General features: G+C 60.6%; 24 protein-coding genes and 2 riboswitches. Of the genes, 13 read left to right on the top strand and 11 right to left on the bottom strand.

What is annotated here, in order from left to right; all coding sequences use genetic code 11:
* Positions 1–98 precede the first annotated feature (98 nt).
* The 10 genes from cobM to QRN33_RS15190 form a co-directional block, all read right to left on the bottom strand.
* On the bottom strand, positions 99–845 hold the full coding sequence (cobM, locus tag QRN33_RS15145) for a precorrin-4 C(11)-methyltransferase (RefSeq protein ID WP_285409234.1): 747 nt from the start codon (positions 843–845) through the stop codon (positions 99–101).
* A gap of 78 nt (positions 846–923) precedes the next feature.
* Positions 924–1,337, bottom strand: coding sequence for a cobalamin biosynthesis protein (locus QRN33_RS15150; RefSeq protein WP_083352927.1), 414 nt, complete (start codon positions 1,335–1,337; stop codon positions 924–926).
* Positions 1,334–2,035, bottom strand: a complete 702-nt coding sequence (locus QRN33_RS15155; protein WP_123418372.1) for a CbtA family protein — start codon at positions 2,033–2,035, stop codon at positions 1,334–1,336. The genes QRN33_RS15150 and QRN33_RS15155 overlap by 4 nt, the downstream gene beginning before the upstream one ends.
* 11 nt (positions 2,036–2,046) lie before the next feature.
* Complete coding sequence (locus QRN33_RS15160) at positions 2,047–2,244, bottom strand: CbtB domain-containing protein (protein WP_064361781.1); 198 nt, start codon at positions 2,242–2,244, stop codon at positions 2,047–2,049.
* A gap of 123 nt (positions 2,245–2,367) precedes the next feature.
* Positions 2,368–2,587: riboswitch (cobalamin riboswitch) on the bottom strand.
* 33 nt (positions 2,588–2,620) lie between these two features.
* On the bottom strand, positions 2,621–2,947 hold the full coding sequence (locus QRN33_RS15165; protein ID WP_042610343.1) for an AzlD domain-containing protein: 327 nt from the start codon (positions 2,945–2,947) through the stop codon (positions 2,621–2,623).
* Positions 2,934–3,632 carry an AzlC family ABC transporter permease gene (locus QRN33_RS15170; RefSeq protein ID WP_042610344.1) on the bottom strand — a complete coding sequence of 233 codons (699 nt, stop codon included), beginning with the start codon at positions 3,630–3,632 and terminating at the stop codon, positions 2,934–2,936. Before QRN33_RS15170 ends, QRN33_RS15165 begins: the two co-directional genes overlap by 14 nt.
* Positions 3,622–4,539 carry a sugar phosphate isomerase/epimerase family protein gene (locus QRN33_RS15175; protein ID WP_285409235.1) on the bottom strand — a complete coding sequence of 306 codons (918 nt, stop codon included), beginning with the start codon at positions 4,537–4,539 and terminating at the stop codon, positions 3,622–3,624. Before QRN33_RS15175 ends, QRN33_RS15170 begins: the two co-directional genes overlap by 11 nt.
* On the bottom strand, positions 4,536–6,956 hold the full coding sequence (locus QRN33_RS15180) for an ATP-grasp domain-containing protein (protein ID WP_285409236.1): 2,421 nt from the start codon (positions 6,954–6,956) through the stop codon (positions 4,536–4,538). The genes QRN33_RS15175 and QRN33_RS15180 overlap by 4 nt, the downstream gene beginning before the upstream one ends.
* Positions 6,953–8,233 carry a PLP-dependent aminotransferase family protein gene (locus tag QRN33_RS15185; protein WP_285409237.1) on the bottom strand — a complete coding sequence of 427 codons (1,281 nt, stop codon included), beginning with the start codon at positions 8,231–8,233 and terminating at the stop codon, positions 6,953–6,955. The genes QRN33_RS15180 and QRN33_RS15185 overlap by 4 nt, the downstream gene beginning before the upstream one ends.
* A complete protein-coding gene (locus tag QRN33_RS15190; RefSeq protein WP_285409238.1) occupies positions 8,233–8,985 on the bottom strand; it encodes a 2OG-Fe dioxygenase family protein in 753 nt (250 codons plus the stop codon). The genes QRN33_RS15185 and QRN33_RS15190 overlap by 1 nt, the downstream gene beginning before the upstream one ends.
* A 347-nt stretch (positions 8,986–9,332) precedes the next feature.
* Positions 9,333–9,537: riboswitch (cobalamin riboswitch) on the top strand.
* Positions 9,538–9,636: 99 nt separating this feature from the next.
* On the opposite strand from QRN33_RS15190, the gene cobW reads away from it, so the two are divergent.
* The 5 genes from cobW (at position 9,637) to QRN33_RS15215 (ending at position 18,397) form a co-directional block, all read left to right on the top strand.
* Positions 9,637–10,701: a cobalamin biosynthesis protein CobW gene (gene cobW / locus QRN33_RS15195; RefSeq protein ID WP_042610347.1), complete on the top strand. Its 1,065-nt coding sequence runs from the start codon at positions 9,637–9,639 to the stop codon at positions 10,699–10,701.
* Positions 10,702–10,704: 3 nt separating this feature from the next.
* Positions 10,705–14,553: a cobaltochelatase subunit CobN gene (gene cobN / locus QRN33_RS15200; protein ID WP_285409239.1), complete on the top strand. Its 3,849-nt coding sequence runs from the start codon at positions 10,705–10,707 to the stop codon at positions 14,551–14,553.
* A gap of 217 nt (positions 14,554–14,770) precedes the next feature.
* Positions 14,771–15,781, top strand: a complete 1,011-nt coding sequence (locus tag QRN33_RS15205) for a magnesium chelatase ATPase subunit I (RefSeq protein ID WP_285409240.1) — start codon at positions 14,771–14,773, stop codon at positions 15,779–15,781.
* Positions 15,697–16,446, top strand: a complete 750-nt coding sequence (locus tag QRN33_RS15210; RefSeq protein ID WP_285409241.1) for a vWA domain-containing protein — start codon at positions 15,697–15,699, stop codon at positions 16,444–16,446. Before QRN33_RS15205 ends, QRN33_RS15210 begins: the two co-directional genes overlap by 85 nt.
* Before the next feature lie 391 nt (positions 16,447–16,837).
* On the top strand, positions 16,838–18,397 hold the full coding sequence (locus tag QRN33_RS15215) for a TerC family protein (protein ID WP_285409242.1): 1,560 nt from the start codon (positions 16,838–16,840) through the stop codon (positions 18,395–18,397).
* Between the two features lie 138 nt (positions 18,398–18,535).
* On the opposite strand, the gene QRN33_RS15220 is transcribed toward QRN33_RS15215, so the two are convergent.
* The gene (locus tag QRN33_RS15220) at positions 18,536–18,967 is read right to left on the bottom strand and encodes a thioredoxin family protein (protein ID WP_285409243.1); all 432 of its coding nucleotides are present in this window, start codon (positions 18,965–18,967) and stop codon (positions 18,536–18,538) included.
* A 248-nt stretch (positions 18,968–19,215) separates the two neighbouring features.
* On the opposite strand from QRN33_RS15220, the gene QRN33_RS15225 reads away from it, so the two are divergent.
* From QRN33_RS15225 to QRN33_RS15260, 8 genes are all read left to right on the top strand, one after another.
* Positions 19,216–19,464 (top strand): type II toxin-antitoxin system Phd/YefM family antitoxin, encoded by a 249-nt coding sequence (locus QRN33_RS15225; protein WP_042610420.1) that lies wholly within the window; start codon positions 19,216–19,218, stop codon positions 19,462–19,464.
* Positions 19,454–19,735 (top strand): type II toxin-antitoxin system RelE family toxin, encoded by a 282-nt coding sequence (locus tag QRN33_RS15230; protein WP_285409244.1) that lies wholly within the window; start codon positions 19,454–19,456, stop codon positions 19,733–19,735. Before QRN33_RS15225 ends, QRN33_RS15230 begins: the two co-directional genes overlap by 11 nt.
* Before the next feature lie 281 nt (positions 19,736–20,016).
* Positions 20,017–20,865, top strand: coding sequence for a transporter substrate-binding protein (locus QRN33_RS15235; RefSeq protein WP_285409245.1), 849 nt, complete (start codon positions 20,017–20,019; stop codon positions 20,863–20,865).
* A 51-nt stretch (positions 20,866–20,916) separates the two neighbouring features.
* Entirely contained in the window at positions 20,917–21,579 is a 663-nt protein-coding gene (locus tag QRN33_RS15240; RefSeq protein ID WP_285409246.1) for an amino acid ABC transporter permease, read from the top strand.
* A 9-nt stretch (positions 21,580–21,588) separates the two neighbouring features.
* Positions 21,589–22,251, top strand: coding sequence for an amino acid ABC transporter permease (locus QRN33_RS15245; RefSeq protein ID WP_065617203.1), 663 nt, complete (start codon positions 21,589–21,591; stop codon positions 22,249–22,251).
* The gene (locus tag QRN33_RS15250) at positions 22,248–23,039 is read left to right on the top strand and encodes an amino acid ABC transporter ATP-binding protein (RefSeq protein WP_285409247.1); all 792 of its coding nucleotides are present in this window, start codon (positions 22,248–22,250) and stop codon (positions 23,037–23,039) included. Before QRN33_RS15245 ends, QRN33_RS15250 begins: the two co-directional genes overlap by 4 nt.
* A gap of 31 nt (positions 23,040–23,070) precedes the next feature.
* Positions 23,071–23,463, top strand: coding sequence for a RidA family protein (locus QRN33_RS15255; RefSeq protein ID WP_252874461.1), 393 nt, complete (start codon positions 23,071–23,073; stop codon positions 23,461–23,463).
* 208 nt (positions 23,464–23,671) lie between these two features.
* Positions 23,672–24,436, top strand: a complete 765-nt coding sequence (locus QRN33_RS15260; RefSeq protein ID WP_042610359.1) for an IclR family transcriptional regulator — start codon at positions 23,672–23,674, stop codon at positions 24,434–24,436.
* Positions 24,437–24,439 lie beyond the last annotated feature (3 nt).

Consider the following 24,439-nt stretch of genomic DNA (forward strand, 5'->3'; position numbering starts at 1 on the left):
ACAACTCAGGCGACGCATTTACCCGTGATGAGTGGGTTGTCTGAGGCTGGGGTCGCTCCGCGATCCAGCGGGAGCAAGCGCCCTCGCCACACTTGTTTTCAGGGTCTGTACAGATGCGCATGCCCGGCGCGATACAACGAAGACTCGCTGAACACCTCACTGCCCAACACTCGCCCGACCAGAATCAGCGCCGTACGCCGAAACCCTTTGGCCTCGACCTTCCCGGCAATGTCCGCCAGCGTGCCAACCACCCAGTCCTGATCCGGCCACGTCGCCCGATGAATCACTGCAATCGGACAATCCGCGCCGTAATGCGGCCGCAGTTCGACCAGTATCTTCTCCAGATGATTGACCCCCAGATGAATCGCCATGGTCGCACCATGCTGCGCCAGGCTCGCCAGTTCTTCGCCGGCCGGCATCGCCGTCTTGTCGGCATAGCGAGTGAGGATCACGCTTTGCGAGATGTCCGGCAGGGTCAACTCGGCGCCCAGCAGCGCTGCGCAGGCCGCTGCGGCGGTGACACCAGGGATTATCTCGAAAGGAATCTGCAGCTCACGCAAATAACGGATCTGCTCGCCAATCGCCCCATACAGACTCGGATCTCCCGAATGCACACGCGCGACATCCTGACCTTTGGCATGGGCGGCCCTGATCAAATCGATGATCTGTTCCAGATGCAGTTCAGCGCTGTTGACCACGGTTTCGGCCTGGTGACCTTCCAGCACTGCCGTAGGCACCAGTGAACCGGCGTAGATGATCACCGGGCAGTTGCGAATCAGGCGCTGGCCTTTGACGGTGATGAGTTCCGGGTCGCCGGGGCCGGCGCCGATGAAGTAGACGGTCATCGTTGAATCCTTGAGGAGAAGCGCAGCCGCACTTCAAATGAAGTGTGCTCATGATCGATGGCGGGAATTATCCGGGTTTTATCCCGCACCGGCCAATGCCAGCGTGGCCTGGGCATATTTCTGCCGGGAGATCAGCAGTTTTGCCGGCGCCTGAATCAGCTGCTCGGCCAGGGCCAGCGCAGCGCTTTCGGCGACGCCGTAGCAACCGGTGCGCTCGAAAGCGATTTGCGAATGATGGCTGAGACGCGGCTGGTAAACGGCCAGTTCGGCACTGCTGAAATACTGCAATGGCAGATTCAACTGGGTGGCCAGCTCCAGCAGACCCGGTTCGTCGCGCTTCAGATCGATACTGGCCAACGCCTTGATGGCTCGCAGTTCAATGCGATGCGCCTGCAACGCCTGATCGAGCAGCGCGCGCAACGTACTGGCCGGGCAGCCGCGCTGGCAGCCAAAACCGACAACCAGCGGCTGCGCGGCGCGGTCATCGGTCATGCCTGATAATGGCCCGCGCTTTTGCGGCGGAACAACCACGCACTGATCAGGCCCAGAGCCAGCCAGAACGCTATGTTGGTCAGCTGCGAAGCGATTTTGAACTGGGTTTCCAGTGCCTCGGGCGCGAGCATGGCATGCACTTGCGGTTGCGGTGCGCCGATCACATGGGGCACGGCAAGGATCGCCACACCGAGGATCTTCATCAGCCAATGGCGGCTGAAGGCGAGCAGAGCCAGACCGACCGCGGTCGAAGCGGCAGTGCCGATCCACCAGATCTGCCGCGACGCCAGATCGGCAGCTGCGGTACCCGGCAACTCCGGTGGCAGGCCCAGGGTCGGTGCGAGAACGAACGTGGCGTAACCGGCCAGACCCCAGAGCAGACCTTGCGAAGTCCTGGTCGGCGCGCGCAGGGTGTACAGGCCAGCGAGCATCAGGGCGAAACCCACCGCCACCACCAGATTACCGCCAGTGGTCGAGACCACGCGTTGCCAGCCGTCTTCCGGTTCCCAGGCTTCGGCATCATGGCTGTGGGCAGCGGTGCCAGCGGCGTGCTCGTGGACTTCGGCGACCGGTTCGGATTTCTCGAAGGTTTCGGCCTGAAGAATCAATGGCGATACCCAGAAACTCTGCAGCAGGGTCAGCAGCAGGGCGGCCAGCAAGCCGGTGAAGCCTGCGGTTTGCGCGATACGCTTGATCATCTCGGCAGACCTCAGTGGCACGGGAACGCGGCGCTGTGGCGGGTATCGTGAGCGGCGTTGTGCACCGCTTCGATGTGCGAGAAACCGGCGAACCAGACCAGGCTGGCACCGAGGATCGAGGCGAAGAGGGCGGCAGCCACGCGTTGGCCCAAAGTGGCTGTGCTGGAGATGTGGTCAGTGTGGCTGACGGTATTGCTGATGATCGACATAGCGCTTCCCTCTGAAATGTCAGCGGGTGAATCGAGCGCATGAAAAAACCTGCGAGCCGGGCACGCGGGGATTTCGAACAGCGCCCGCCCACCGCGGGTTTGTTTGTGGTCAGCGGCACTGGTGCGCGCTGGGTGTTGCGGGCCGGTCTCCGGGCTCACGAGGGGTTGGCACCAGGCCGACCTGCAAGCATCACCTTCCCATGCCGGGGCACAGTGGATCTGACGCTTCGCTCGCTTACCGTTGCGGGGGCAGCACCGGACTGACATGGGCTTTGAGTAAAGCACATGATTCACCGGTTTCCCGTTTCACCCTGTGAAGGGCACCCGTAACAAGGTGTGTAGGAGAGCATGGGCGGCGATGGCCGTCAATCGACCGCTAGCGCATTGCGAGCAGCACGTATAACGCCAAAGCGATCAGAAACGCATAGTAGGACTTGATTCGCGTCAGGCTCAGCAACCAGGCCAGCGCCACTGGCGCCACCCACGGCATGTTCTCCGCGTGCTGTCTGACCAGGGGATAAAGCGATCCGGCCAGCAGACTCACCAGCATCGCCACCGAAGTGTATTTGCCCAATCGATCGATAAAGGTGCGGGCGCCGCCCGACAGTCGTTCGACATTGACTGCCAGGGGCAGCAAGCGGCAGATCGCCGACACCAGTGCGCAGATCGCCACGTACAGCCAGAACGTACTAGGGTCGGTCATAGGCATAACTCGTCAGGACGGTGACCGCGAGCACCAGCAACAGGCTGATCTCGCCCAGCCACAACAGGCTCGCGGCGCTGGCCAGGCCGGCAATCCATTGTCCGTGGAAGCTCTGACGGTCGCGGGCCATCTTGCCCAGCGAAGCGCTGAGGAAGATCGCGATCACCACGCTGGCGTGATCCATCAAGGCATTGTCGGCCAGGCTGGCGAAGCAATAGCCGGCCACGGTGCCAAGCAGAGCGGCGGCATACAGCAAAAAACACACGGTGTTGGCGTAGCGGCGGCTGAGCGGTTGCTGCTCCTTGCGAATCGACATCAGCGTAAAGGCTGCATTGGCCATCACCGCCAGCGCCGGGATGAACGCTTTGACCGGGCCATCAAGGCTGGATTTCAAGCTCAAGGTGAATACCAGAAAACGCAAATTGATACTCAGCGCCGAGACCAGCACGCCAAAGGCATTGAGCAGATGCGCGGGCGTCTCCAGCAGCGTCAGTTGCAACGGCGAGGCCATCACCGTGCCGCTGAACACCACCATGGCCGGCAACTCCAGGCCATGGCGACGCCCGAGCATGCCGATCAGGGTGAAGGTCAGCAAGAGCGAGAACACGAAAGGCAGCGCGTCGCGGATGCCGGTCGCTATCTCGCTGTGTACCGCAGGTTTCGCCAGACTCGATTCAGCCGGCATGGGTGTTCTGTCGCGCGTCGGCAAGTAGGGTCTCTACGCCCTGTTTGTAGGCCAGGGCCTTCTCCAGGTAATACTCGGTGGAAAAGCGCGGGATGAATTCCTCCACCACCGCCACGCCCCGATAACCATTGACCGCGAAACGGTTGAGCACGTCGCTCAGACGCAGATCGCCTTCGCCGATCGGCAGGTGCTGATGATGCGTGCCATTGAGGTCAGCGATGTGCAGGTGGCGGGTAACCGGCGCCAGTGCGGCGATGGCTGCGAACAAATCGTCGCCGTAGGGCATTAGAGAACAGAGGTGTGTTACGTCGATGGTCACGAAACAACCCGTCTCGCGATGGAACCGCAGGTGTTCCTCGACCGTGAATACCGGGAACTTCGGACGCTGGCCACCCATGTTTTCCAGGCACAGAGCGATGCCGGTGGTATTGCAACGGGCCTTGACCTGATTGATCGCGGCGATCAGGTTGTCCAGCAGTTCACCATTGTCCAGTTGGTCCTTGTAGCCAGGATGGAACGTCACGCTGGTGGCACCGGCGGTACGGGAGAACTCCACGGCTGCGCTGAGACAGTCCACGGCTTGTGCACGCTCGGCGTGATCCGCAGAACACAGGTTGTACTGACGCCCCCACCACCCGGCATGCACTGTAAGCGTGATGCCGTGTCGATGGGTAAAGTCGCGGATCTGGCCTGCCAGCTCGGTACGTTGGCCGGTGTCCAGCGACCAGAACACCTGTTCGGCATCCTCGCCGATTTCGAACTCCACCGCCTTGAAGTACCGGGCCAGATCGGTGATCGAACCAAGAATGTCGGCCGGGTTGTCGTATACGTTGGTGGAAAACGAGATCAGCGGAAAGTCGCGGCTGATCGGTCCATCGATGTAGTACAGCGTCTGGTCTTTGGTCATTGCACCTGTCCTTGGGTAGTGAAGGGAGGGTTGGAAATCGCGGCATTGAAAAGCGCCGGGTCATCCGCGTCACTGCAGGCCAGCAACACGTAACCGTGGCGATCGGCGGAGCGGCGGATCGGACGGCCGAACCTGTCCTGATTGAGGCTCGCGCGCAGTGCGAACGGCTGCTGCAGGAGACGGGCCTTGAGTGGCTGCGGATCGGTTGCAGGGTCTGCTTCGATGTAGCGGATGGCCATTTTCACGAACTGTTTTGCAGGCGCCGGCAGCGCAATACCGGTCATTCCGGCGATGGTGCTGGCGGCGAGGTGCACGCCTGTGGTTTTCCAGACCATTTCCCAGATCTGGTCACCGCCGAAGCGAGTCTGGGTTTCGATGAAATGCAGGCGTGAACCGTCGAGTTTGATCTCGGTATGCGCCGGCCCCCAACGATTGCCCATGCGTTCGAGCAGCCACAGCACTGCGTCTTCGATCCGGGCGCGACTGGCGCTGTCGAGTGCGGCGGGAAAATCATGCCCGGTTTCGACGTAACCCGGCGCGCCACTGGTGTGTTTGCGGGTGATGCCGAGAATCTGATGGCGTCCGTCCAGGCTCAGGGACTCGACGCTGTATTCGTCACCCCGGGCGAACGCTTCGATCAAATTACGACCTGCGAGCGCCAGACCTTCGGCATCTTCCGCCGTGTCGATGGCGTAGACGCCCAGGCTGCCTGAGCCATCGACGGGTTTGACAATGGCCGGGCCGTGGCGAAGCACGAAGGCGCGAACGTCCTCGACACTGTTGACCGCGGCAGCCGGCAACTCGTAGCGGCTGCCCTGGAGCAACTGGCGGAAGCGCAACTTGTCGCGGCTGACTTCGACGCTGCGCAGGCTGTTGTGGCTGATACCCAGTTGTTCACCCAGCTGCGAGGCGGGCAACAGACCCAGTTCCGAGAACGATACGACGGCGTCGAAGGGGCGTTGCTGGTGCAGCCGCTCGATCGTTTCGCGGTAGGCCGACAGGTCGGCGATATCCGCCGTCAGCACCAGCGTTGCCTGCTGACGCTGGTAATCCGTGACATCGGCTGGCTGTTGCACGAGGGTAAAGCGCAGCTGTCGCGCCGTGTCCCAATCCAGTCCCGAATCGCGCCCGCCGATCACCAGAACATGTCTGGTATCCGCTGCCGTGGCGTTTTCGCCATAGACATCGATGTCCGCGACCGCCAGCAGTGACTGGCGCAGGCTTGCGGTGTCGGGCTGTCTGAATTCGAGGTAAAGATAGTTTTGAAACCCGTTGCTGACCGGGCCAATGGCCTCTCCCGGATTCACGTAGGCGTACCAGCGCTGAAAACCCGGCACAGCGCTAATGCGTTCGGCGTGGTGCAGGCCGTCAAAGAGACGGTCGGAACGGGCAAAGGGTGTGGCGATGCCGAACGGTGTTGGCGTCTGACTGGCCGAAGGCAGCGGTTGTGCGCTGAGCGCCCGGTGGTAGCAGACATCCAGTGCCAGGTCCCAGGCTTGACGGATGACGTGAATCCGGCTGCCGCCCGGGCGTGCGCCGACTTCGAGGATTCGCGGGCCGTTGGCTGTGAGAATGAATTCGACATGGGCAAAGGTGCCCTTGAGCTCAAGGGCTTTAACCGCGTCGTGGGCCAGGCGCTGGCAGCGCTCGTGCAGATGCGCATCGGCTGCAAGGGTCGAAGGCGTGTAACGGGCGAAGTGGTGGAAATCACCGCGACCGATATCGATACCGGCGATGACATCGACAATAGCGAAGCTGTGGATCGTGCCGTCCGGTTCAATCGCGCAATCAATGGAGTGGTTGGACCCCTGAAGGAATTCCTCCAGCAGCAACTGATCGCTCTCGCGGGTTTTGCCGGCGACGTACCGCTGCAGCATTGGCCATTCATGGGTCGCGTAATCGAGCAGCTCCTGCCGGTCATGGATGCAGCGCACGAACAGACTGCTGTAGAGGCTGGCCGGTTTGAGAATGAACGGGTAGGGCAGTTCAGTCGGGCGTGCCAGCAGATCGTCGATGCGCACTTCACGTGACACTACGTGCAGATCAGGGTTGTCCGATCGCAGGAAACGTTGCCGCTGCAGCACCTTGTCGAGGGTGTTCTCGACGTTGCGGTGCAGATGAGCCAGTGCCGGAATTGCCGCGCACAGCTGCGCCGAGATGGCGACGTAGCTCTCACGGAAGTTCAGCACGCTGGTGAAGCGGTGCTGGTTGAGCAACTGTTGCGTCAGTTCGATCAGTTCGGCCGTCAGTCCCTTGGAAAAGTCGTACAGCGCGACCGGCGAAATCCGCTTCGCGTCGGCGATCTTGCTGGTTTTGCGGCTGTCGGCAATCAGCAGGGGCGTGATGCCCTCGGCCAGCAGGCCCTCGTATTCGCCATCGCGGACGTTGCCAAGAATCAGGCAGGCTGGCGCGCTCATTGGCATGTCTCCTGATCGAAGCTGAAGTGAACCTGGTTCAGGCGCTGGCAAATATGGGCCAAACGGATCCGGTCGACGCCATTTGCACCGCCATTGAGGACGTTACGGATAATCTGCGCCAACGTCTCGAGATCCTCTGGGGTGATGCCCAGGCGGGTGATTTCCTGAAGTCCGAAGCGCAGGCAATCCCGACCGTTCACTTGTTTGTTGTTGACCCGGATGCCCAGCTCGTTGAGCTGCTGCGCCGCGTGCCTCGCCTGTTCGCCTTCCAGCAGCAGCAAGTGCGTGTCGGTGGGGTGCAGTTTCCAGCCTGGAATGTCGACCAGCGCGTCGTGCAGTTGCTGGCTATTGGCGCACATGCGTCGAGCGTAGGCCTGGCCGAAACACTCGGTTTCCATCAGGGTGACGAACAGTTGCAGCAAACCGGGCAGATTGGGCGACGACACCAGGCCGCCGCTGAGCGTCTGCTCGATCGATCGGGCCAGGTCGGCGCGGCGCGTGACGATCAGCGCCCGGTGCGGACCGGCCATGGACTTGTGGGTGTTGCCTTGCAGGATGTCGGCACCGTCGTCGAGCGGATTCGGGAATGCCTGACCTGCGATCAGTCCCAAGGTATGCGAGGCGTCATAGAGAATCAGGGTTCGCTCGAGTCCGCAGCGGTCGAGCAATGCGCGCAAGGGGCTGATGGCGATGGCGCGGATGGTCAGGCCATGATCGATCAGCACCGCCGAGGGAGGCGCAGCGAGTGACTGAACAACCTGCTGGAAATGCTCGAGATCGATTTGTCCGTCTGCTGTCAGCCTGCAATAAACGCTGTGTCTGCCGATTCGTCGTACCAGTGGTCCAGTGGCAAAATGGCCGCCGCTCTCGGGCGCCAGCGACACAATGGTATTCCCCGGTTCGGTCAGGGCGGCCAATACGCTCAGGGTGCAATGGACGCCGGAGAGTACGCGATATTCAACAAATGGCGCGTTGAACATCGCCTGCACAGCTTGCGTCGCCAACGCCTTCAATGTCTCGACTTCAGGAAAGTGTTCGATCTGCATACCGTTGAATTCGGCGGCGTAGCGCTGCCCGTCAATGGCCTTGGCGTTGAACAGATAGCGCTCGTAGTGCCGGTTTTGCCCGAGCGTGCGCGCAGTGTCTGACAGGATGTTTTCATTGGCCGTCAACGACAGTGTGGAAGTTCGCCGCGAACAGGCTTGCTGGAACTGCTTCAGAATAAAATCATGGGTGCCAGGCAGGGCGATGGGAAGTGCATGATTTGAATGATTCATTAGAAGTCCGCCAGGTCGAAGTCAATGATCAACATGTCGCGGCTGCCGCGATCGGAATTAATGCCTGATGTTTGCAATGGAGAAACTTCGTGCATAAGTACCCGGTCATTCAACACGATAGTTTCCAGATAATCCGTAAGCGTTGCGCTGAACACACAGCCGCTATCGTCATGGAATATCCGGCTCTCACCGCCAATGACATGCTGGCGATTGATCAGGTGTTGAAAAACAAAATCATGCCCATCACGATGCCGGCCCTCGGGCGTGGCGTGCCCGCTATGGCCTGGTTCGCACAGGATGCGGAACTGATGGCAGGTCACTAGCCAGTCACGCCGGCCGACCGTCAACTCCATCAGCGCCAGGTCGGCGGCCAGCAACGAGCGCAATACTGCGGACTCGATAAACGTCGCTTCGCTGCGCTGATAAGTGCGCTGGACGCCGCCCAGCAGCGGATTGTGCGCTTCGGTCTGAAAAAAGTGGCAGTCGGGCAACGGCGTCCACTGGCCTTCGCGGTGGCGATATTCGAACTTGCAGATGCGCCGCTCGCGGCTACCGTTCTCCGCGCTCAAGTACGCATCGGTGCACAAACGCTCCCAGGTCGCATTAAAGTCGCGGAACGCGTCCCGACCGAGCGATGCAAGTTCTGCCATTGGATAATCGTAACTGTGCGCGTAGTGGCAATTACCCAGCAATTCGGAAAGTTGTTTTAATACGGCTTGGTCTGATTGCCGTAATGCATTGCCAGCGCTCACGGTGCTGACTCGCTTACAGTCTGGTTATGAAAAAACAGGATTGAACGCTGACGAAAATCAGGCATGCAGAAAATCCTTTTATGTGTGATTCATAGTCCGTATGAATATTTATAGTTCATATCCTGTTTCAAATTATCAATTTGGTTTTTGTAAAGAAATGTAATGCGGTTGTTTAATGGCTCTAATTCACGCTCTAGCGCGAGTTGGATTTTAATGCGTGCATCCATATATGTAGGAAATAACTTACAGACAAATTTTTAAATGAGAACTGATCGCGGCTTATATATGAAAGATTCATGTTCATATAGCGGCGACGTTGCAGCTGTTGACCCGCCTCCCGGGCATGCGTAGCCTTGCGCTTTCGAGGTTCTTCGGCACTTGCCGAAGCTAAGAAGGGAACGCGGTCGAAGCCGCGGCTGCCCCCGCAACTGTGAACGGTGATGTTCGTTGCCACGCCACTGCAGGCTCAAGCCAGCGGGAAGGCGCAACGAATGCCAGGCCCGGCGCCTGAACACCGTCAGCCAGGAGACCTGCCTCGTCACAGATTCTCACTACAACCGGGCGGGGTGATCCGGTGGCGAATGCTTCCGACGCGCACGCGCGCTGCCGGTTCTCGTCCCGTATGCCCGCCGCTTGCCAAAGGGCATACCGATGAAAACACTGGCCAAACTTCCCGTCACCATCGTCACCGGTTTCCTCGGTTCGGGCAAAACCACGCTGCTGCGCCATATGCTCGACAACGCTCAGGGCCGGCGCATCGCGGTGATCGTCAATGAGTTTGGCGAGCTGGGTATCGACGGGGAAATCCTCAAGCAATGCACCATCGGCTGCACCGAAGAAGAGGCCAGTGGCCGGGTGTACGAATTGGCCAATGGCTGCCTGTGCTGCACGGTGCAGGAAGAGTTCTTCCCGGTAATGCGTGAACTGGTTGCCCGCCGGGGTGACCTCGATCACATCCTTATCGAAACCTCCGGCCTGGCCCTGCCCAAGCCGTTGGTGCAAGCCTTCCAGTGGCCGGAAATCCGCAGCGCCTGCACCGTCGACGCGGTGATCACCGTGGTCGACAGCCCGGCCGTGGCCGCTGGCACCTTTGCCGCGTTCCCGGATCAGGTCGACGCCCAGCGCAAGCTTGATCCGAATCTCGACCATGAATCGCCGCTGCACGAGCTGTTCGCCGATCAACTGGCCAGCGCCGATCTGGTCATCCTCAACAAGGCCGATCAGACCAGCCCGGAAGATCTGGCTCGGGTACGCGCTGAAGTCGCCGAAGAACTGCCGCCAGCAGTGAAAATCATCGAAGCCAGCAACGGTCGCCTGCCACTCGACGTGCTGATCGGCCTCGGTGCCGGTTCCGAGGAGCACATCGACAGCCGCCACAGCCACCACGATCACCACCACGACGGTGATGACGACGACCACGATCACGACGCCTTCGATTCGATCTCCATCGAACTGCCGCAAGCTGATGAGAGCCTGCTGCTCGATGCGTTGACGCAACTGGTGGTGCAACACGGCATCCTGCGCGTGAAAGGTTTCGCGGCGATTCCGAACAAGCCGATGCGCCTGTTGATCCAGGGGGTAGGCACGCGTTTCGACAAGCATTTCGACCGCCAGTGGGGCGCCGAAGAAGCCCGCGTCACGCGCCTGGTGCTGATCGGTCAGGAACTCGATGCTGCGCAGCTCGAAGCGCAATTGCGCGCTGCGCTCAGCGTTTAACTCATGCACCTGCTCAGGACCCAGCCCGGCGGATTCGTCTCGGATGACAACATTGCCGACCTCGGACAAACCCCGGCCGAGCTGGTAATCCTGTGCAGCGGCGATTCCAGCCTGGCGCTGCTCGCCGAAGCTGCGCAGCAATTGCCGGAGGATTATCCGAGCCTGCGTCTGGCCAACCCGATGCAGGTGCAGAATCACGCGTCGGTCGATCTGTACGTGGACGAAGTGCTGCGCCACGCCAAGGTCATTCTGATCTCGCTGCACGGCGGCATCGCCTATTGGCGCTATGGTGTCGAGCGGCTGATCGAACTGTCCGAACGCGGCGTGCAACTGATTCTGGTGCCCGGCGACGACCGCCCGGACCCCGAGCTCAGCGACTTGAGCACGGTCAGCGCCGAAGCACGGGATCGCCTCTGGCAATTCCTGCGTCAGGGCGGCATGGGCAATGCGCTGGATTTCTTCCGGTGCCTGGGCAACCAATGGTTCGCCCGCGATTACCCGTGGAGCGAACCGCAGACCCTGCCGCGTACGGCGATTTATCACCCACAGAAAAACAGCGCTGCCCTGAGCGACTGGCAAGCCGGGTGGCTGCCTGCTCAACCAGTGGCGGCGCTGTTGTTTTATCGCTCGCACTTGCAAGCGGCGAACACCGCGTTCATCGATGTGTTCTGTCAGCGTTTGCAGGCGGCCGGGCTCAATCCGCTGCCGATCGCGGTGGCCAGTCTGAAAGAACCTGGCTGCCTGTCGGTGGTCGAGGATTGGCTGGATGAGGTCGAGGCCGGGGTGATTCTCAACACCACCGGTTTTGCCCAATCCAGCCCCGAAGCGCCGCATCTGCGCCCGTTTCGCCGCAACATTCCGGTGATCCAGGCGATTTGCGCCCAGGACAACGAGCCCGGCTGGCGCGACAGCGAACAGGGCCTTGGGCCGCGGGATCTGGCGATGCACATTGCCTTGCCGGAGCTCGACGGGCGCATCATCAGTCGGCCGATCAGCTTCAAGGATCTGGCCTGGCGCAGCGAGCGCAGTCAGTCCGATGTGGTCTGCTACCGCGCCCAGCCCGAGCGCATGGATTTCGTCGCCGAACTGGCGCGGCGCTGGATTGATCTGGCGCGCGTGCCCAACGGCGAGAAACGCGTCGCGCTGATCCTCGCCAACTACCCGACCCGCGACGGCCGCATCGGCAACGGTGTCGGCCTCGATACGCCGGCAGCGGCGCTGAACATCCTGCGCGCACTGCGCGAACACGGTTATCCGGTCACTGCCGAGTTGCCCGACAGCGGCACCGAGCTGATTCAGCAACTGCTCGGCGGGGTCAGCAATGACCTCGACAGCCTTGACCTGCGCCCATGCCAGCAAAGCCTGGCGATGGACGATTATCTGGCGATGTTCAACGCGCTGCCGGAAGCGAATCGCGCTGCGGTGCTCGAGCGGTGGGGATCGCCACACAACGATCCGATGTGCCGCGACGGGCGCCTGATGATCGCCGGCCTGCGGTTCGCTCTGACCTTCGTCGGCATTCAACCGGCGCGCGGGTATCAGGTCGATCCGAGCGCGGTGTATCACGACCCGGATCTGGTGCCGCCGCACGGCTATCTGGCGTTCTATTTCTGGTTGCGCAACACCTACGGCGCTCACGGCGTAATCCATGTCGGCAAGCACGGCAACCTCGAATGGCTGCCGGGCAAAGGCGTCGGTCTATCAGAGAATTGCTGGCCGGACGCACTGCTCGGGCCGTTGCCGAATATCTATCCGTTTATCGTCAACGACCCGGGCGAGGGCGCCCAGGCCAAACGGCGCACGCAAGCGGTGATCATCGACCATTTGATGCCGCCGCTGACCCGCGCCGAAACCTATGGGCCGCTGCGCAATCTGGAGTTGCTCGCCGACGAATATTACGAGGCGCAACTGCTCGATCCACGCCGCGCCCGTGAGCTTCAGCGCGACATTCTGCAACTGGTGCGTGACACGCAAATCGACCGCGAATTGCAGCTGGATGCTGCGCTCGACAGCGATGCCGATGCGGCGATCTGGCTGCCACGCCTGGACACTTATCTGTGCGATTTGAAGGAATCGCAGATTCGCGATGGCTTGCACATCTTCGGTGAGTCGCCGAGCGGGCGCTTGCGCATTGACACGTTACTGGCGTTGCTGCGGATTCCGCGCGGTGACGGCAAGGGCGCGCAGTCGAGCCTGTTGCGGGCCTTGGCCAAGGCGTTTGAATTGGGCTTCGATCCGCTGGATTGCACATTGGCCGATCCGTGGAACGGCCCGCGACCGAGCGAGTTGCAAGCCGTCAGCGATGAACTGTGGCGCACCGCCGGCGACACCCGCGAGCGCCTCGAACTGTTTGCCACCGACCTGATCTCCCAGACACTGCAATCCCCCTGTAGGAGTGAGCCTGCTCGCGATGGCGGCGGATCAGGCAATTCAGTGTTGAATGACACACCGCTATCGCGAGCAGGCTCGCTCCTACAGGGATCGGGGTGGTCTGACGTAAATGTAATCATCCAGTCCCTGCGCGAAGTCGTCGCCCCACGCCTCGACGCTTGCGGCCCGGCGGAAATGCGCGGTCTGCTCGACGCCCTCAGCGGTCGTTTCGTCCCGGCCGGCCCCAGCGGCGCACCCAGCCGTGGCCGCCTCGACGTGCTGCCCACCGGGCGCAACTTCTACTCGGTGGACGTGCGAAATCTGCCGACGACCACCGCGTGGCGCATCGGCTTCCAGTCCGCCACGCTGATTCTCGAACGGCATCTGCAGGATCACGGCGATCACTTGCGCCACCTCGGCTTGTCCGTCTGGGGCACTGCAACCATGCGCACCGGCGGCGATGACATTGCTCAGGCCATGGCGCTGATGGGCGTGCGTCCGGTCTGGGCCACGGGCAGTCAGCGCGTGGATGATTTCGAGATTCTGCCGCTGAGTTTGCTTGATCGTCCGCGAGTCGACGTGACGCTGCGGGTTTCGGGTTTTTTCCGTGATGCATTTGCCAATCTGATCCGCCTGTTCGACGCCGCCGTGCAAGCGGTGGCCGCGCTGGACGAACCGGACGACTTGAATCCACTGGCCGCCAAAGTGCGTGCCGAGCGCGAGATTCTGTTGAAATCGGGCGTCGATGAAGATACCGCGCGGCGTCAGGCCGGGTGGCGGATCTTCGGCGCCAAGCCGGGGGCTTATGGCGCCGGAGTGCAAGGCGCTATCGACGGGCGTCTGTGGCAGACCCGCGAAGACCTCGCTGAGGTTTACCTGAACTGGGGCGGCTATGCTTACGGCGGCGCTGACGAGGGTACGGCCGCACGTGAGCAATTCAGCCAGCGCCTGAGCCAGGTGCAGGCAGTCCTGCAAAACCAGGACAACCGCGAGCATGACCTGCTCGATTCCAACGATTATTACCAGTTTCAGGGCGGCATGCTCGCTGCGGTGGAAAGCCTGCGCGGCGAGGCGGCGGCCAGCTATCACGGCGATCACAGTCAGCCGGATCTGCCGAAGATCCGTACCTTGAAGGAAGAGCTGAACCGCGTAGTGCGCTCGCGGGCAGCGAATCCGAAGTGGATCGACGGGGTCAAGCGTCACGGCTATAAAGGCGCGTTCGAACTCGCTGCGACCGTTGATAATCTGTTCGCCTTCGATGCGACCACGCAGTTGATCGATGATCATCAATACGCGTTGCTGGCGGATGCGTATTTGCTCGATCCGGCGACGCGGGATTTTGTCCGTGAGCATAATCCCCACGCGCTGCGCGACATGACCGAGCGCATGCTCGAGGCGCAGCAGCGGGGGATGTGGCAGGAGCCGGGGGCTTATAAAGAAGCGTTAGAGAATTTGCTCTTGGATATAGAGGAAGACATGTAACCGCTCAGAGCTACCCTCACCCCAGCCCTCTCCCGAAGGCAGAGGGCGCCGATCTTTAGCGCTGTCGAAATGTGTGTCGCACCGATGCATCAGGTCGACGGAACTCGAAAGACCAACACGGTCAGTTCCCTCTCCCTCTGGGAGAGGGCTAGGGTGAGGGCAACAACTGCCCCACCTAAATTTCAAGACCACTCACGACCACGAAAGAGAAAACCTGATGACCGACAGCCCGCATTTCCCGCTCTCCGCCGTGGTCGGCGCCGATGACCTGAAACTCGCCCTGTGCCTGACGGCCATCGACCCGAAAATCGGTGGCGTGCTGATCGAAGGTCCGCGTGGCATGGCCAAGTCGACACTGGCGCGGGGCTTGGCGGATCTGCTCGCCAGCGGCCAATTCGTCACCTTGCCGCTGGGTGCTACTGAGGAGCGTCTGGTCGGCACGCTTGATCTTGACGCCGCCCTGAGTGACGGTCGCGCGAAGTTTTCCCCGGGGGTGCTGGCCAAGGCCGACGGTGGCGTGCTGTACGTCGATGAAGTCAATCTGCTGCCCGACCACCTGGTGGACCTGCTGCTCGATGTCGCCGCCAGTGGCACCAACCTGATCGAGCGCGACGGCATTTCCCATCGACATTCGGCGAAATTCGTCCTGATCGGCACCATGAACCCGGAAGAGGGCGAGTTGCGCCCGCAATTGCTCGATCGGTTCGGCTTGAATGTCGCCCTCAGCGGCCATACCGCGCCGACCGAGCGCGGGCAGATCATTCGCCGACGGCTGGATTTCGACAGCAATCCGCAGGCGTTCTGCGCGCAGTGGGAAACCGAGCAACACGCCTTGCGCTCGCGCTGTGAAAGCGCCCGGAAGCTGTTGGTGGAAATCCCTCTGGACGATGCAGCATTGGCGCTGATTACCGAGCGTTGTTTCGCTGCAGGCGTCGATGGCTTGCGCGCCGATCTGGTGTGGTTGCGCGCGGCCCGCGCCCATGCCGCTTGGCGTGGCGCGGATGCGATTGCCGAGCAGGACATCGATGCGGTGGCCGAATTTGCCTTGCGCCATCGCCGTCGCGAACAACCTTCGGCGAACGCTGAGTCGCCTGCGCCACCGCCGTCAGGTGCAGAGAGCAAACCCGGCGAAGGGCAGGGCCAATGGGGCGAAATGCCGGCCACCGCGCAACTTGCCGGCGCCCGTCGCGAAGTCCCGAGCTGGCCGCCGCAGGCAAAAAAGCCCTAGGCATTCGCCCCCGATCCGACGCGGGGGCGAATGCCAGACCCTGCGCCGGACGACTCGCCAATGGTCGCCAGGGCCAACGGCAGAGCGCCAGCAGCGGTTCGGTGAACTGGCCGGGGACGCTGCTCAATGGCCGCCCTCGGAACCGCGCTGATCTGCTGTTTCAGCAGCGTACCCGTTCACCCCACGAAGTCTGGTTGGTGATCGTCGATGCGTCGGCCTCGACCCGTCGCCATCAGGCCTTGAGCGACGCCAAAGGCCTGCTCGCGCAATTGTTCGACGATGCCTACCGCCAGCGGGCGCGGCTGGCATTGCTGACGGCCAGTGGTGCCGCGCCGAAGTGGCAGGTGCAAGGTTTGAAGGCATCCAGTGGCCTGCGTCTCTGGCTCGACGGTTTGGGTGCCGGTGGCGGCACGCCGCTGCTTGCGGCGCTGGAGCAGGCGCAGCAATGGCTCACGGTGCGGCGCAAACACTTTCCCACTGAAATGCAGCGCTGTCTGATCCTGACCGATGGTCGGGTGAAAGACCTGTCGGCGCTGCCAGCGTTGGCGTGCCCGGCACTGCTGATCGACATCGAGCGCGGGCCGATTCGACTGGGCCGGGCGAAGGAACTGGCGACAGCGCTGCAAGCGCAGTATCGGCATATCGATGAGCCGGTTTCCCTCTGAAACTTTCTGTGTTTGCTCGGGCCTCATCGCGAGCAGGCTCACTCCTACATTTGGAATGCGTTCCCCTGTAGGCGTGAGCCGGCTCGCGATGGGGCCAACACAGTCAACCCATCTCTCCAGGCTGTACAGATTTTGAAATGATTTGCCGCTGTGGAGCGGACCCTTCGACCCTGTACGCTCCAAGGCCATTTTTCATTCAGGACTTACATGAACACCCTCTCGGAGCCTCCCAGTCAGCACTCTCCAGCACGCCTTCGTGCGGTCTTGATCCATTCGCAGCATCCCGTTTTCCGACTCCCGAATATGGTTGATAACGCGGCTTTTGAGCCTTCGCGTTGCACTTCGCCGTGTCCGGCAGCCTGAATTCACTGAAGAGAGATCGAGACGTTTTATGGAATGGTTAGCGGATCCCACGGCCTGGTTAGGCCTGTTGACTCTGATCGTGCTGGAACTGGTGCTGGGTATCGACAACCTGGTGTTCATCGCAATCCTGGCCGACAAACTGCCGCCGCATCAGCGTGATCGCGCGCGCATCATCGGCCTGTCGCTGGCGTTGATCATGCGCCTGGGCCTGTTGGCGAGTATTTCCTGGCTGGTCACGCTGACGCAGCCGTTGTTCGAGGTGTTCGACAAGAGCTTCTCCGGGCGTGACCTGATCATGCTGTTCGGTGGTGTGTTCCTGTTGTTCAAGGCCACCATGGAATTGCACGAACGCCTCGAAGGCCACGTCGGCGAGCGCTCGACCAACACCGCCTATGCGCTGTTCTGGCCGATCGTGGCGCAAATCGTGGTGCTCGACGCGGTGTTCTCGCTCGACGCGGTGATTACCGCCGTGGGCATGGTCGATGAACTGGCGGTGATGATGATCGCGGTGATCATCTCCATCGGCCTGATGATCGTCGCCAGCAAACCGCTGACCCGTTTCGTCAACGCGCACCCGACCGTGATCATGCTGTGTCTGGGCTTCCTGATGATGATCGGTTTTGCCCTGACTGCAGAAGGTCTGGGTTTCCACATCCCGAAAGGTTATCTGTATGCGGCGATCGGGTTCTCGATCCTCATCGAAGTGTTCAACCAGATCGCCCGGGCACGCCGCAAACGCTCAATGCAGGGCTTGCGTCCGCTGCGCGAGCGCACTGCGCATGCGGTAATGCGCTTGCTCGGCGGGCGCAAACTCGCAGTGGAGGAGGTCGGTGAGGAGATTTCCGATTTGCTCGACAACGGTGAAGCGCCGGTTGCCGAGCTGTTCGACCGCCGTGAGCGGGTGATGATCAGCGGCGTGCTGCAACTGGCGGAACGGCCGATTCGCCAGCTGATGACGGTGCGCGCCGATGTCGATCTGATCGACCTGGCCGATGATGCCGAGACCATTCGTACGAAGTTGATGCATTCGTCCTACTCGCGCTTGCCGTTGATTCGCGATGGCGCGGTGGATGAGCCGTTGGGCTTCGTACACAAGAAGGAACTGCTCAAGGAGTATCTGGCCGGCAACGAGCCGAACCTTGAGCATCTGGCCCGCAAGACCCTCAATCTGCTCGAAAGTTATTCGATCCTCAATGCGCTGGAGCAAATGCGCGCGGCCTCGACGCACATTGCTTTCGTGGTCAACGAGTTCGGTGATTTTGTCGGCGTGCTGACCATGACCGACATCCTCGAGTCGATCGCCGGCGAGTTACCCGATGCCAGCGAAATCGAAGGCCCGGACGTGGTTGAAGAGCGTGGTGGATTCCTCGTCAGTGGTGCGCTGCCCTTGGCACGAGTGCGCCAGCGCACCGGCTTCGGCGCTGAGCCCACCGATGACTATCAGACCATGGCGGGGTTGGTCATGAGCCTTCTGGATCGCTTGCCGATGATGGGCGACCGACTGGAATACGAAGGCTGGCAACTGACCGTCAAAGCCGTTGAAGAACGACGCGTCACGCGGGTGCTGCTGGAGCGTGCTGCCGCGTAATACTCGCGCTTTTTTTACCAGCTGTGCCGGCCTTTTCGCGAGCAGGCTCGCTCCCACATTGCAACGCGGTTCGATGTGGGAGCGAGCCTGCTCGCGAAGGCGATTTGGCATGCACTTCACATCTCTGGTGAGGCTCGTTCAGAACATCCGGCGCAGGCGTGCAAGTGGGACTGTACGCAAAGTACGGAGTGTTCGGCGTAACCAAGTCAGATCATGCGTTCGTTTGCGCGCGGCAACGGGCGCTTTGGTCTTGCCGATATGCGCGGCGAAATCCCGTGCCAGAGTTTCTTCAGTCCCAATACCTTCGAGTTTTTTTATCAGCCTGCCGCCCTTGTAGAAGAGCACCGTCGGCGTGCCGGTCACGTTTGGGTGCCTGGGCGACTGGCTGGTATCGAGCATGTAGACATTGGCACGCAATCGATAAGGCTCGGCAATCCGCCGAAAAACCGGCCCCGCCCATTCGCACGCGGGGCAGTGTTCATTGGCGAAATAGAGAATGACCGGGCGCCAGGTTTTCAGGGCTTTGCGATAAACCGGTGCCAGCGAAAAAGTTGTGTTTGATGCGTTCATCGAATGATCCTTTTCAACGAGCGGAAGGTTTGCTGACGTTAAAGGAGCATGCGGGTCGGGGTCTACTGTCAGAAATTACAGGTGAGCTGCTTATCCACGGGATTAATCCCACAAAAACGCCAGATAGCGCCGACAACCAATGCAGGAACCTCACAAGAAAGCGCGTGATAACCTCCATGCATCAAGCCGAGCGTCACTTGGAGTGCTATTTTGAGCACCAACCAGAGCACTTCAAGGAGCACCAGTTCATGACGCACATCGTTCTTTCTCATGTCGTAGCGAGTATTTCCGAATTGAAAAAAAATCCTATGGGTACAGTCGCTGCTGGTGGAGGCCGGTCAGTGGCGATCCTTAATCGGAACGAACCGGCTTTTTATTGCGTGCCCGCCAAAGAATACGAGGCAATGATGGAGCGCCTTGATGATCTGGAACTGATCGCCCTCTGTAGGGAGCGAGAAAACGATCCGACCATCAAGGTATCCATTGATGACCTATGAGCTGGAGTTTTCTGATAAGGCTTGGAGAGAGTGGGGGAAACTCGGGTCGGAACTCAGGGAGCAGTTCAAAAACAAATTTTTGGAGAGGCTGGCAAATCCGCACGTTCCGGCGGCTCGCCTGAAAGGGTTGAGTAACGCCTATAAAATCAAGCTTCGAAGCGCTGGATATCGGTTGGTCTATCGGGTAAGGGATGAGGTGCTGGTCGTTACGGTGATAGCGGCCGGGAAACGGCAGGGTGGTGACGTTTACAGGCAGGCTCTCAAACGCTGACACCGGTTTTGCACAACTGTAACCCTGATTCGCACCATGACGACGCCATCCGACCCAATTTGGGAACGCTTTACCCCTTCTTCAACGATGGCCAGAAACCTCCTGAGTGCTGGATCGGCCCAGAGCAATTGCTCTGCAAGTCCATATCTGCTTGATAAGCAAAGCATTCTACGCAACTACAGATTTCTCCTGATTCCTGTGGCACACTTTCTGCTGTCTATTCCGTAGTAACAAACCGTGTTCCGGTATAGCGGAATAAACACAATTCTGGAGTGCTTGCCATGCGTCGCCATCCTTCGTTATTCAAAGCGTGTGTTTTTGTTCTTGCAGCTTGTTCTTCGCTCGTCGGCCTGGTCCAAGCGGCTGACAGCAAGCTCGACAGTGTTCTTGCCCGTGGCAAGTTGATCGTGGGCACCGGCAGCACCAATGCGCCGTGGCACTTTCAAGGCGCGGACGGCAAGTTGCAGGGTTTTGATATCGACATCGCCAGGATGGTGGCCAAGGGGTTGTTCAACGACCCGAGCAAAGTCGAGTTCGTGGTGCAGTCGTCCGATGCGCGGATTCCCAATCTGCTGACCGACAAGGTCGACATGAGCTGCCAGTTCATCACCGTCACCGCCAGCCGTGCGCAGCAAGTGGCGTTCACCCTGCCTTATTACCGCGAAGGTGTCGGCCTGCTGTTGCCGAACAACAGCAAGTACAAGGAAATCGAAGACCTGCAAGCGGCAGGCGATGACGTCACCGTGGCGGTGCTGCAGAACGTGTACGCCGAAGAATTGGTGCATCAGGCGTTGCCCAAGGCCAAGGTCGATCAGTACGACAGCGTTGACCTGATGTATCAGGCGGTGAACTCCGGCCGTGCCGATGCCGCCGCCACCGATCAGTCGTCGGTCAAATACCTGATGGTGCAGAACCCCGGCCGTTACCGCAGCCCGAGCTATGCCTGGAGCCCGCAGACTTACGCCTGTGCGGTCAAGCGCGGCGATCAGGACTGGCTGAACTTCGTCAACACCGCGCTGCATGAAGCCATGACCGGCGTTGAATTCCCGACCTACGCGGCATCATTCAAGCAATGGTTCGGCGTGGACCTGCCATCTCCAGCCATCGGTTTCCCAGTCGAATTCAAATGATCCCGTGAGAGTGGGGCGGTTACCGTCGCCCCGCTCAAGGTACTGCTGACCATGAACTATCAGTTGAATTTTGCCGCCGTGTGGCGCGATTTCGACACCTTGCTGGCGGGGCTCGGTCTGGGCTTGCAGTTGGCGCTGGTGTCGATCGCCATCGGCTGCGTGATCGGCCTGCTGATGGCGTTTGCCTTGCTGTCGAAGCATCGCGCCTTGCGGGTGCTGGCCTCGGTGTACGTCACGGTGGTGCGTAATACGCCGATCCTGGTGTTGATTCTGTTGATCTACTTTGCACTGCCAAGTCTCGGGATTCGTCTGGACAAGATTCCCTCGTTCATCATCACGCTGTCGCTGTATGCCGGCGCGTACCTGACCGAAGTGTTCCGTGGCGGCTTGCTGAGCATCCCCAAAGGGCAGCGCGAAGCTGGCCTGGCGATCGGCCTCGGCGAGTGGCAAGTGAAGGCCTACGTCACCGTTCCGGTGATGCTGCGCAACGTCTTGCCGGCGCTGTCGAACAACTTCATTTCGCTGTTCAAGGACACTTCGCTGGCCGCTGCGATTGCGGTGCCGGAGCTGACTTATTACGCGCGCAAGATCAACGTCGAAAGCTACCGGGTAATCGAAACCTGGCTGGTGACCACGGCGTTGTATGTCGCGGCCTGTTACCTCATTGCCATGCTGCTGCGTTACCTCGAGCAGCGTCTGGCGGTCCGTCGATAGGAGGCTGCGATGTACCAATCTCCCAGTTGGTTGCATGAATTGTGGCTCGCCCGCGAGCCGTTGTGGCAGGGCTTTCTGACCAGTGTGCAAGTCTCGGCGCTGGCCATTGTCCTCGGCACTATGCTCGGTGTGGTTGCCGGTCTGGTGCTGACTTATGGCAAGTTCTGGATGCGCGCACCGTTCCGCGTTTACGTCGATCTGATTCGCGGCACGCCAGTGTTCGTGCTGGTGCTGGCCTGCTTTTACATGGCGCCGGCGCTCGGTTGGCAGATCAGCGCGTTTCAGGCCGGTGCCCTGGGCCTGACGCTGTTCTGCGGCTCCCACGTCGCCGAAATCGTGCGCGGCGCGCTGCAAGCCTTACCGCGCGGGCAGATGGAGGCGGGCAAAGCCATCGGCCTGACGTTCTACCAATCCCTTGGCTACGTATTGTTGCCTCAGGCATTGCGGCAGATCCTGCCGACCTGGGTCAACTCGTCCACCGAAATCGTCAAAGCCTCGACTTTGCTTTCGGTGATCGGCGTCGCCGAACTGCTGCTCAGCACGCAACAGATCATCGCCCGGAACTTCATGACCCTGGAGTTCTACCTGTTCGCCGGTTTTCTGTTCTTCGTCATCAACTACGGCATCGAATTACTCGGCCGGCACATTGAAAAGCGGGTGGCCCTGCCATGACTCAAGCTCACGTTGCTTCACAGGATCAGGCGCTGCTGGACATTCGCGGCCTGCACAAACAGTACGGCGCGGTGGAAGTGCTCAAGGGTGTCGACCTGAGCATGCAGCGCGGCAACGTCGTCACCCTGATCGGCTCCAGCGGTTCCGGCAAGACCACGCTGCTGCGTTGCGTGAACATGCTCGAAGAATTCCAGGGCGGGCAGATCCTGCTCGACGGCGAATCCATCGGCTACGACGAGGTCAACGGCAAACGCGTGCGTCATCCTGAAAAAGTCATTGCTCGCCATCGCGCGATGACTGGCATGGCCTTCCAGCAGTTCAACCTGTTTCCGCACCTGACCGCGTTGCAGAACGTCACGTTGGGCCTGCTCAAGGTGAAGAAGATGCACAAGGATGAAGCCGTGGTGCTCGCCGAAAAATGGCTGGAGCGTGTCGGCCTGCTGGAGCGGCGCAATCACTTTCCCGGTCAGTTGTCCGGCGGCCAGCAACAGCGGGTGGCCATCGCCCGGGCGATTGCGATGAACCCGAGCCTGATGCTCTTCGACGAAGTCACTTCGGCCCTCGACCCGGAGCTGGTCGGTGAGGTGCTCAATGTCATCAAGGGTCTGGCCGAAGACGGCATGACCATGTTGCTGGTGACCCACGAAATGCGGTTTGCCTTCGAGGTCTCGGACGAGATCGTTTTCATGAATCAAGGGCGGATCGAAGAGCAGGGACCTCCCAAGGAACTGTTCGAACGCCCGCAATCGCCGCGTCTGGCGGAATTTCTCAAGAGCACGCGGTTTTGAATCTGTACTTTTGCAATCAGGAGAAACACCCATGAGCATTACGCGTTACGGCACCGGCAGCACCGCCGCCGGCGGCCAGCCTCGTCCATTTGCCCGCGCTGTCGAAGCGGATGGCTGGCTGCACGTGTCCGGTCAGGTACCGGCGGTGGATGGCGAGATCATTGTCGGCGGCATCGTCGAGCAGACCCACCAGACCATGAAGAACCTGGTCGCGATTCTCGAAGAGGCCGGTTATGGCCTTGAAGACGTGGTCCGTGCCGGTGTGTGGCTGGACGATCCACGGGATTTCAGCAGCTTCAACAAGGTTTTCGCCGAGTATTTCAAACCCGAACACGCCCCGGCGCGCGCCTGTGTGCAGGCGAGCATGATGGTGGATTGCAAGGTTGAGATTGACTGCATTGCCTACAAAAAAAGATCTGAGTGAAGCTTTCCCCTCACCCTAGCCCTCTCCCGGAGGGAGAGGGGACTGATCTTTATCGATGCACAGTTCAGCGTTTATCAGTGATTTATGCATCGACACGATCAGGCTCCCTCTCCCTCCGGGAGAGGGCGGGGGGTGAGGGGCGGCAATGTCACTGACACGGAACCAAGGGCCAGTTACCATCCGGCGACTTTGAATGGAAACCACTGAAATGACCGAAGACACCATCAAGCGCCGGGCACGCGGTCTGGACCGGGCGTTCGATATCCTCGATTTTCTCAAGGAGATCGGCCAGCCCTTGCGCCCCAATGACATCGCCAACGGCATCGGCAGTCCGAAATCCACGGTCTACGAACTGGTCGCCTCCTTGCTGGAACGGCGCATTCTGGAGCCAGTGGGCAAGGACGGCCACGTCTATCTGGGCCGCCAGTTGTACTTCCTCGGTCAGGCCCATCTGCGTCATTTCGATCTCAGCCGCGAGGCCGATCAGGCCTTGCAGGAGATCGTCAGCCAGACCCGCGAAACCGCGCAGATGTGCCTGCTCAACGGGCGCAAATATACGGTCGCGTTGATGAAGGAGGGTGAGCGGCATTTCCGCATCTCCTCCGACATCGGTGAAAACGCGCCGATCCCGTGGACCGCCTCCGGGCGCCTGCTGCTCGCGCACTTGAGCGATCAGCAGATCATCGACCTGATCGACGAGGACGACTACATCCTGCCCGACGGCGAGCGCCTGCCACTGGAACGCTTTCTGGCGGAGATTCGTCAGGCCGGCATCGATGGCTTTTTCTCCTTCGACAGCGTCGCCGACACCTTCACCCATTGCTTCGCCGCGCCGGTCAAAGACCCGCAGGGCGTGGCGATTTGTACCCTGTGCATCGTCGCTCCGCGCGCCGATGCGAAAAACAACTACAACGACTATCGCCGGGTGCTGATTGAAAGCGCCAACAGCCTCGCCCGGCGTATCAACGAATAACCG

This window comes from Pseudomonas sp. FR229a (genome assembly GCF_030209115.1).
GTDB classification, from domain to species: domain Bacteria; phylum Pseudomonadota; class Gammaproteobacteria; order Pseudomonadales; family Pseudomonadaceae; genus Aquipseudomonas; species Aquipseudomonas moraviensis_A.

Excerpts from the sequence above, each read along its gene's own strand:
- QRN33_RS15205 (WP_285409240.1), top strand. The coding sequence starts at position 14,771 with ATGACCGACAGCCCGCATTTCCCGCTCTCCGCCGTGGTCGGCGCCGAT.
- QRN33_RS15185 (WP_285409237.1), bottom strand. The coding sequence starts at position 8,233 with ATGAATCATTCAAATCATGCACTTCCCATCGCCCTGCCTGGCACCCAT.
- QRN33_RS15240 (WP_285409246.1), top strand. The coding sequence starts at position 20,917 with ATGAACTATCAGTTGAATTTTGCCGCCGTGTGGCGCGATTTCGACACC.
- QRN33_RS15255 (WP_252874461.1), top strand. The coding sequence starts at position 23,071 with ATGAGCATTACGCGTTACGGCACCGGCAGCACCGCCGCCGGCGGCCAG.
- QRN33_RS15155 (WP_123418372.1), bottom strand. The coding sequence starts at position 2,035 with ATGATCAAGCGTATCGCGCAAACCGCAGGCTTCACCGGCTTGCTGGCC.
- QRN33_RS15215 (WP_285409242.1), top strand. The coding sequence starts at position 16,838 with ATGGAATGGTTAGCGGATCCCACGGCCTGGTTAGGCCTGTTGACTCTG.
- QRN33_RS15170 (WP_042610344.1), bottom strand. The coding sequence starts at position 3,632 with ATGCCGGCTGAATCGAGTCTGGCGAAACCTGCGGTACACAGCGAGATA.
- QRN33_RS15250 (WP_285409247.1), top strand. The coding sequence starts at position 22,248 with ATGACTCAAGCTCACGTTGCTTCACAGGATCAGGCGCTGCTGGACATT.
- QRN33_RS15230 (WP_285409244.1), top strand. The coding sequence starts at position 19,454 with ATGACCTATGAGCTGGAGTTTTCTGATAAGGCTTGGAGAGAGTGGGGG.
- cobM (WP_285409234.1), bottom strand. The coding sequence starts at position 845 with ATGACCGTCTACTTCATCGGCGCCGGCCCCGGCGACCCGGAACTCATC.
- QRN33_RS15225 (WP_042610420.1), top strand. The coding sequence starts at position 19,216 with ATGACGCACATCGTTCTTTCTCATGTCGTAGCGAGTATTTCCGAATTG.
- QRN33_RS15165 (WP_042610343.1), bottom strand. The coding sequence starts at position 2,947 with ATGACCGACCCTAGTACGTTCTGGCTGTACGTGGCGATCTGCGCACTG.
- QRN33_RS15150 (WP_083352927.1), bottom strand. The coding sequence starts at position 1,337 with ATGACCGATGACCGCGCCGCGCAGCCGCTGGTTGTCGGTTTTGGCTGC.
- QRN33_RS15180 (WP_285409236.1), bottom strand. The coding sequence starts at position 6,956 with ATGAGCGCGCCAGCCTGCCTGATTCTTGGCAACGTCCGCGATGGCGAA.
- QRN33_RS15175 (WP_285409235.1), bottom strand. The coding sequence starts at position 4,539 with ATGACCAAAGACCAGACGCTGTACTACATCGATGGACCGATCAGCCGC.
- cobW (WP_042610347.1), top strand. The coding sequence starts at position 9,637 with ATGAAAACACTGGCCAAACTTCCCGTCACCATCGTCACCGGTTTCCTC.
- QRN33_RS15245 (WP_065617203.1), top strand. The coding sequence starts at position 21,589 with ATGTACCAATCTCCCAGTTGGTTGCATGAATTGTGGCTCGCCCGCGAG.
- QRN33_RS15220 (WP_285409243.1), bottom strand. The coding sequence starts at position 18,967 with ATGAACGCATCAAACACAACTTTTTCGCTGGCACCGGTTTATCGCAAA.
- QRN33_RS15260 (WP_042610359.1), top strand. The coding sequence starts at position 23,672 with ATGACCGAAGACACCATCAAGCGCCGGGCACGCGGTCTGGACCGGGCG.
- QRN33_RS15210 (WP_285409241.1), top strand. The coding sequence starts at position 15,697 with ATGGGGCGAAATGCCGGCCACCGCGCAACTTGCCGGCGCCCGTCGCGA.
- QRN33_RS15235 (WP_285409245.1), top strand. The coding sequence starts at position 20,017 with ATGCGTCGCCATCCTTCGTTATTCAAAGCGTGTGTTTTTGTTCTTGCA.
- QRN33_RS15160 (WP_064361781.1), bottom strand. The coding sequence starts at position 2,244 with ATGTCGATCATCAGCAATACCGTCAGCCACACTGACCACATCTCCAGC.
- cobN (WP_285409239.1), top strand. The coding sequence starts at position 10,705 with ATGCACCTGCTCAGGACCCAGCCCGGCGGATTCGTCTCGGATGACAAC.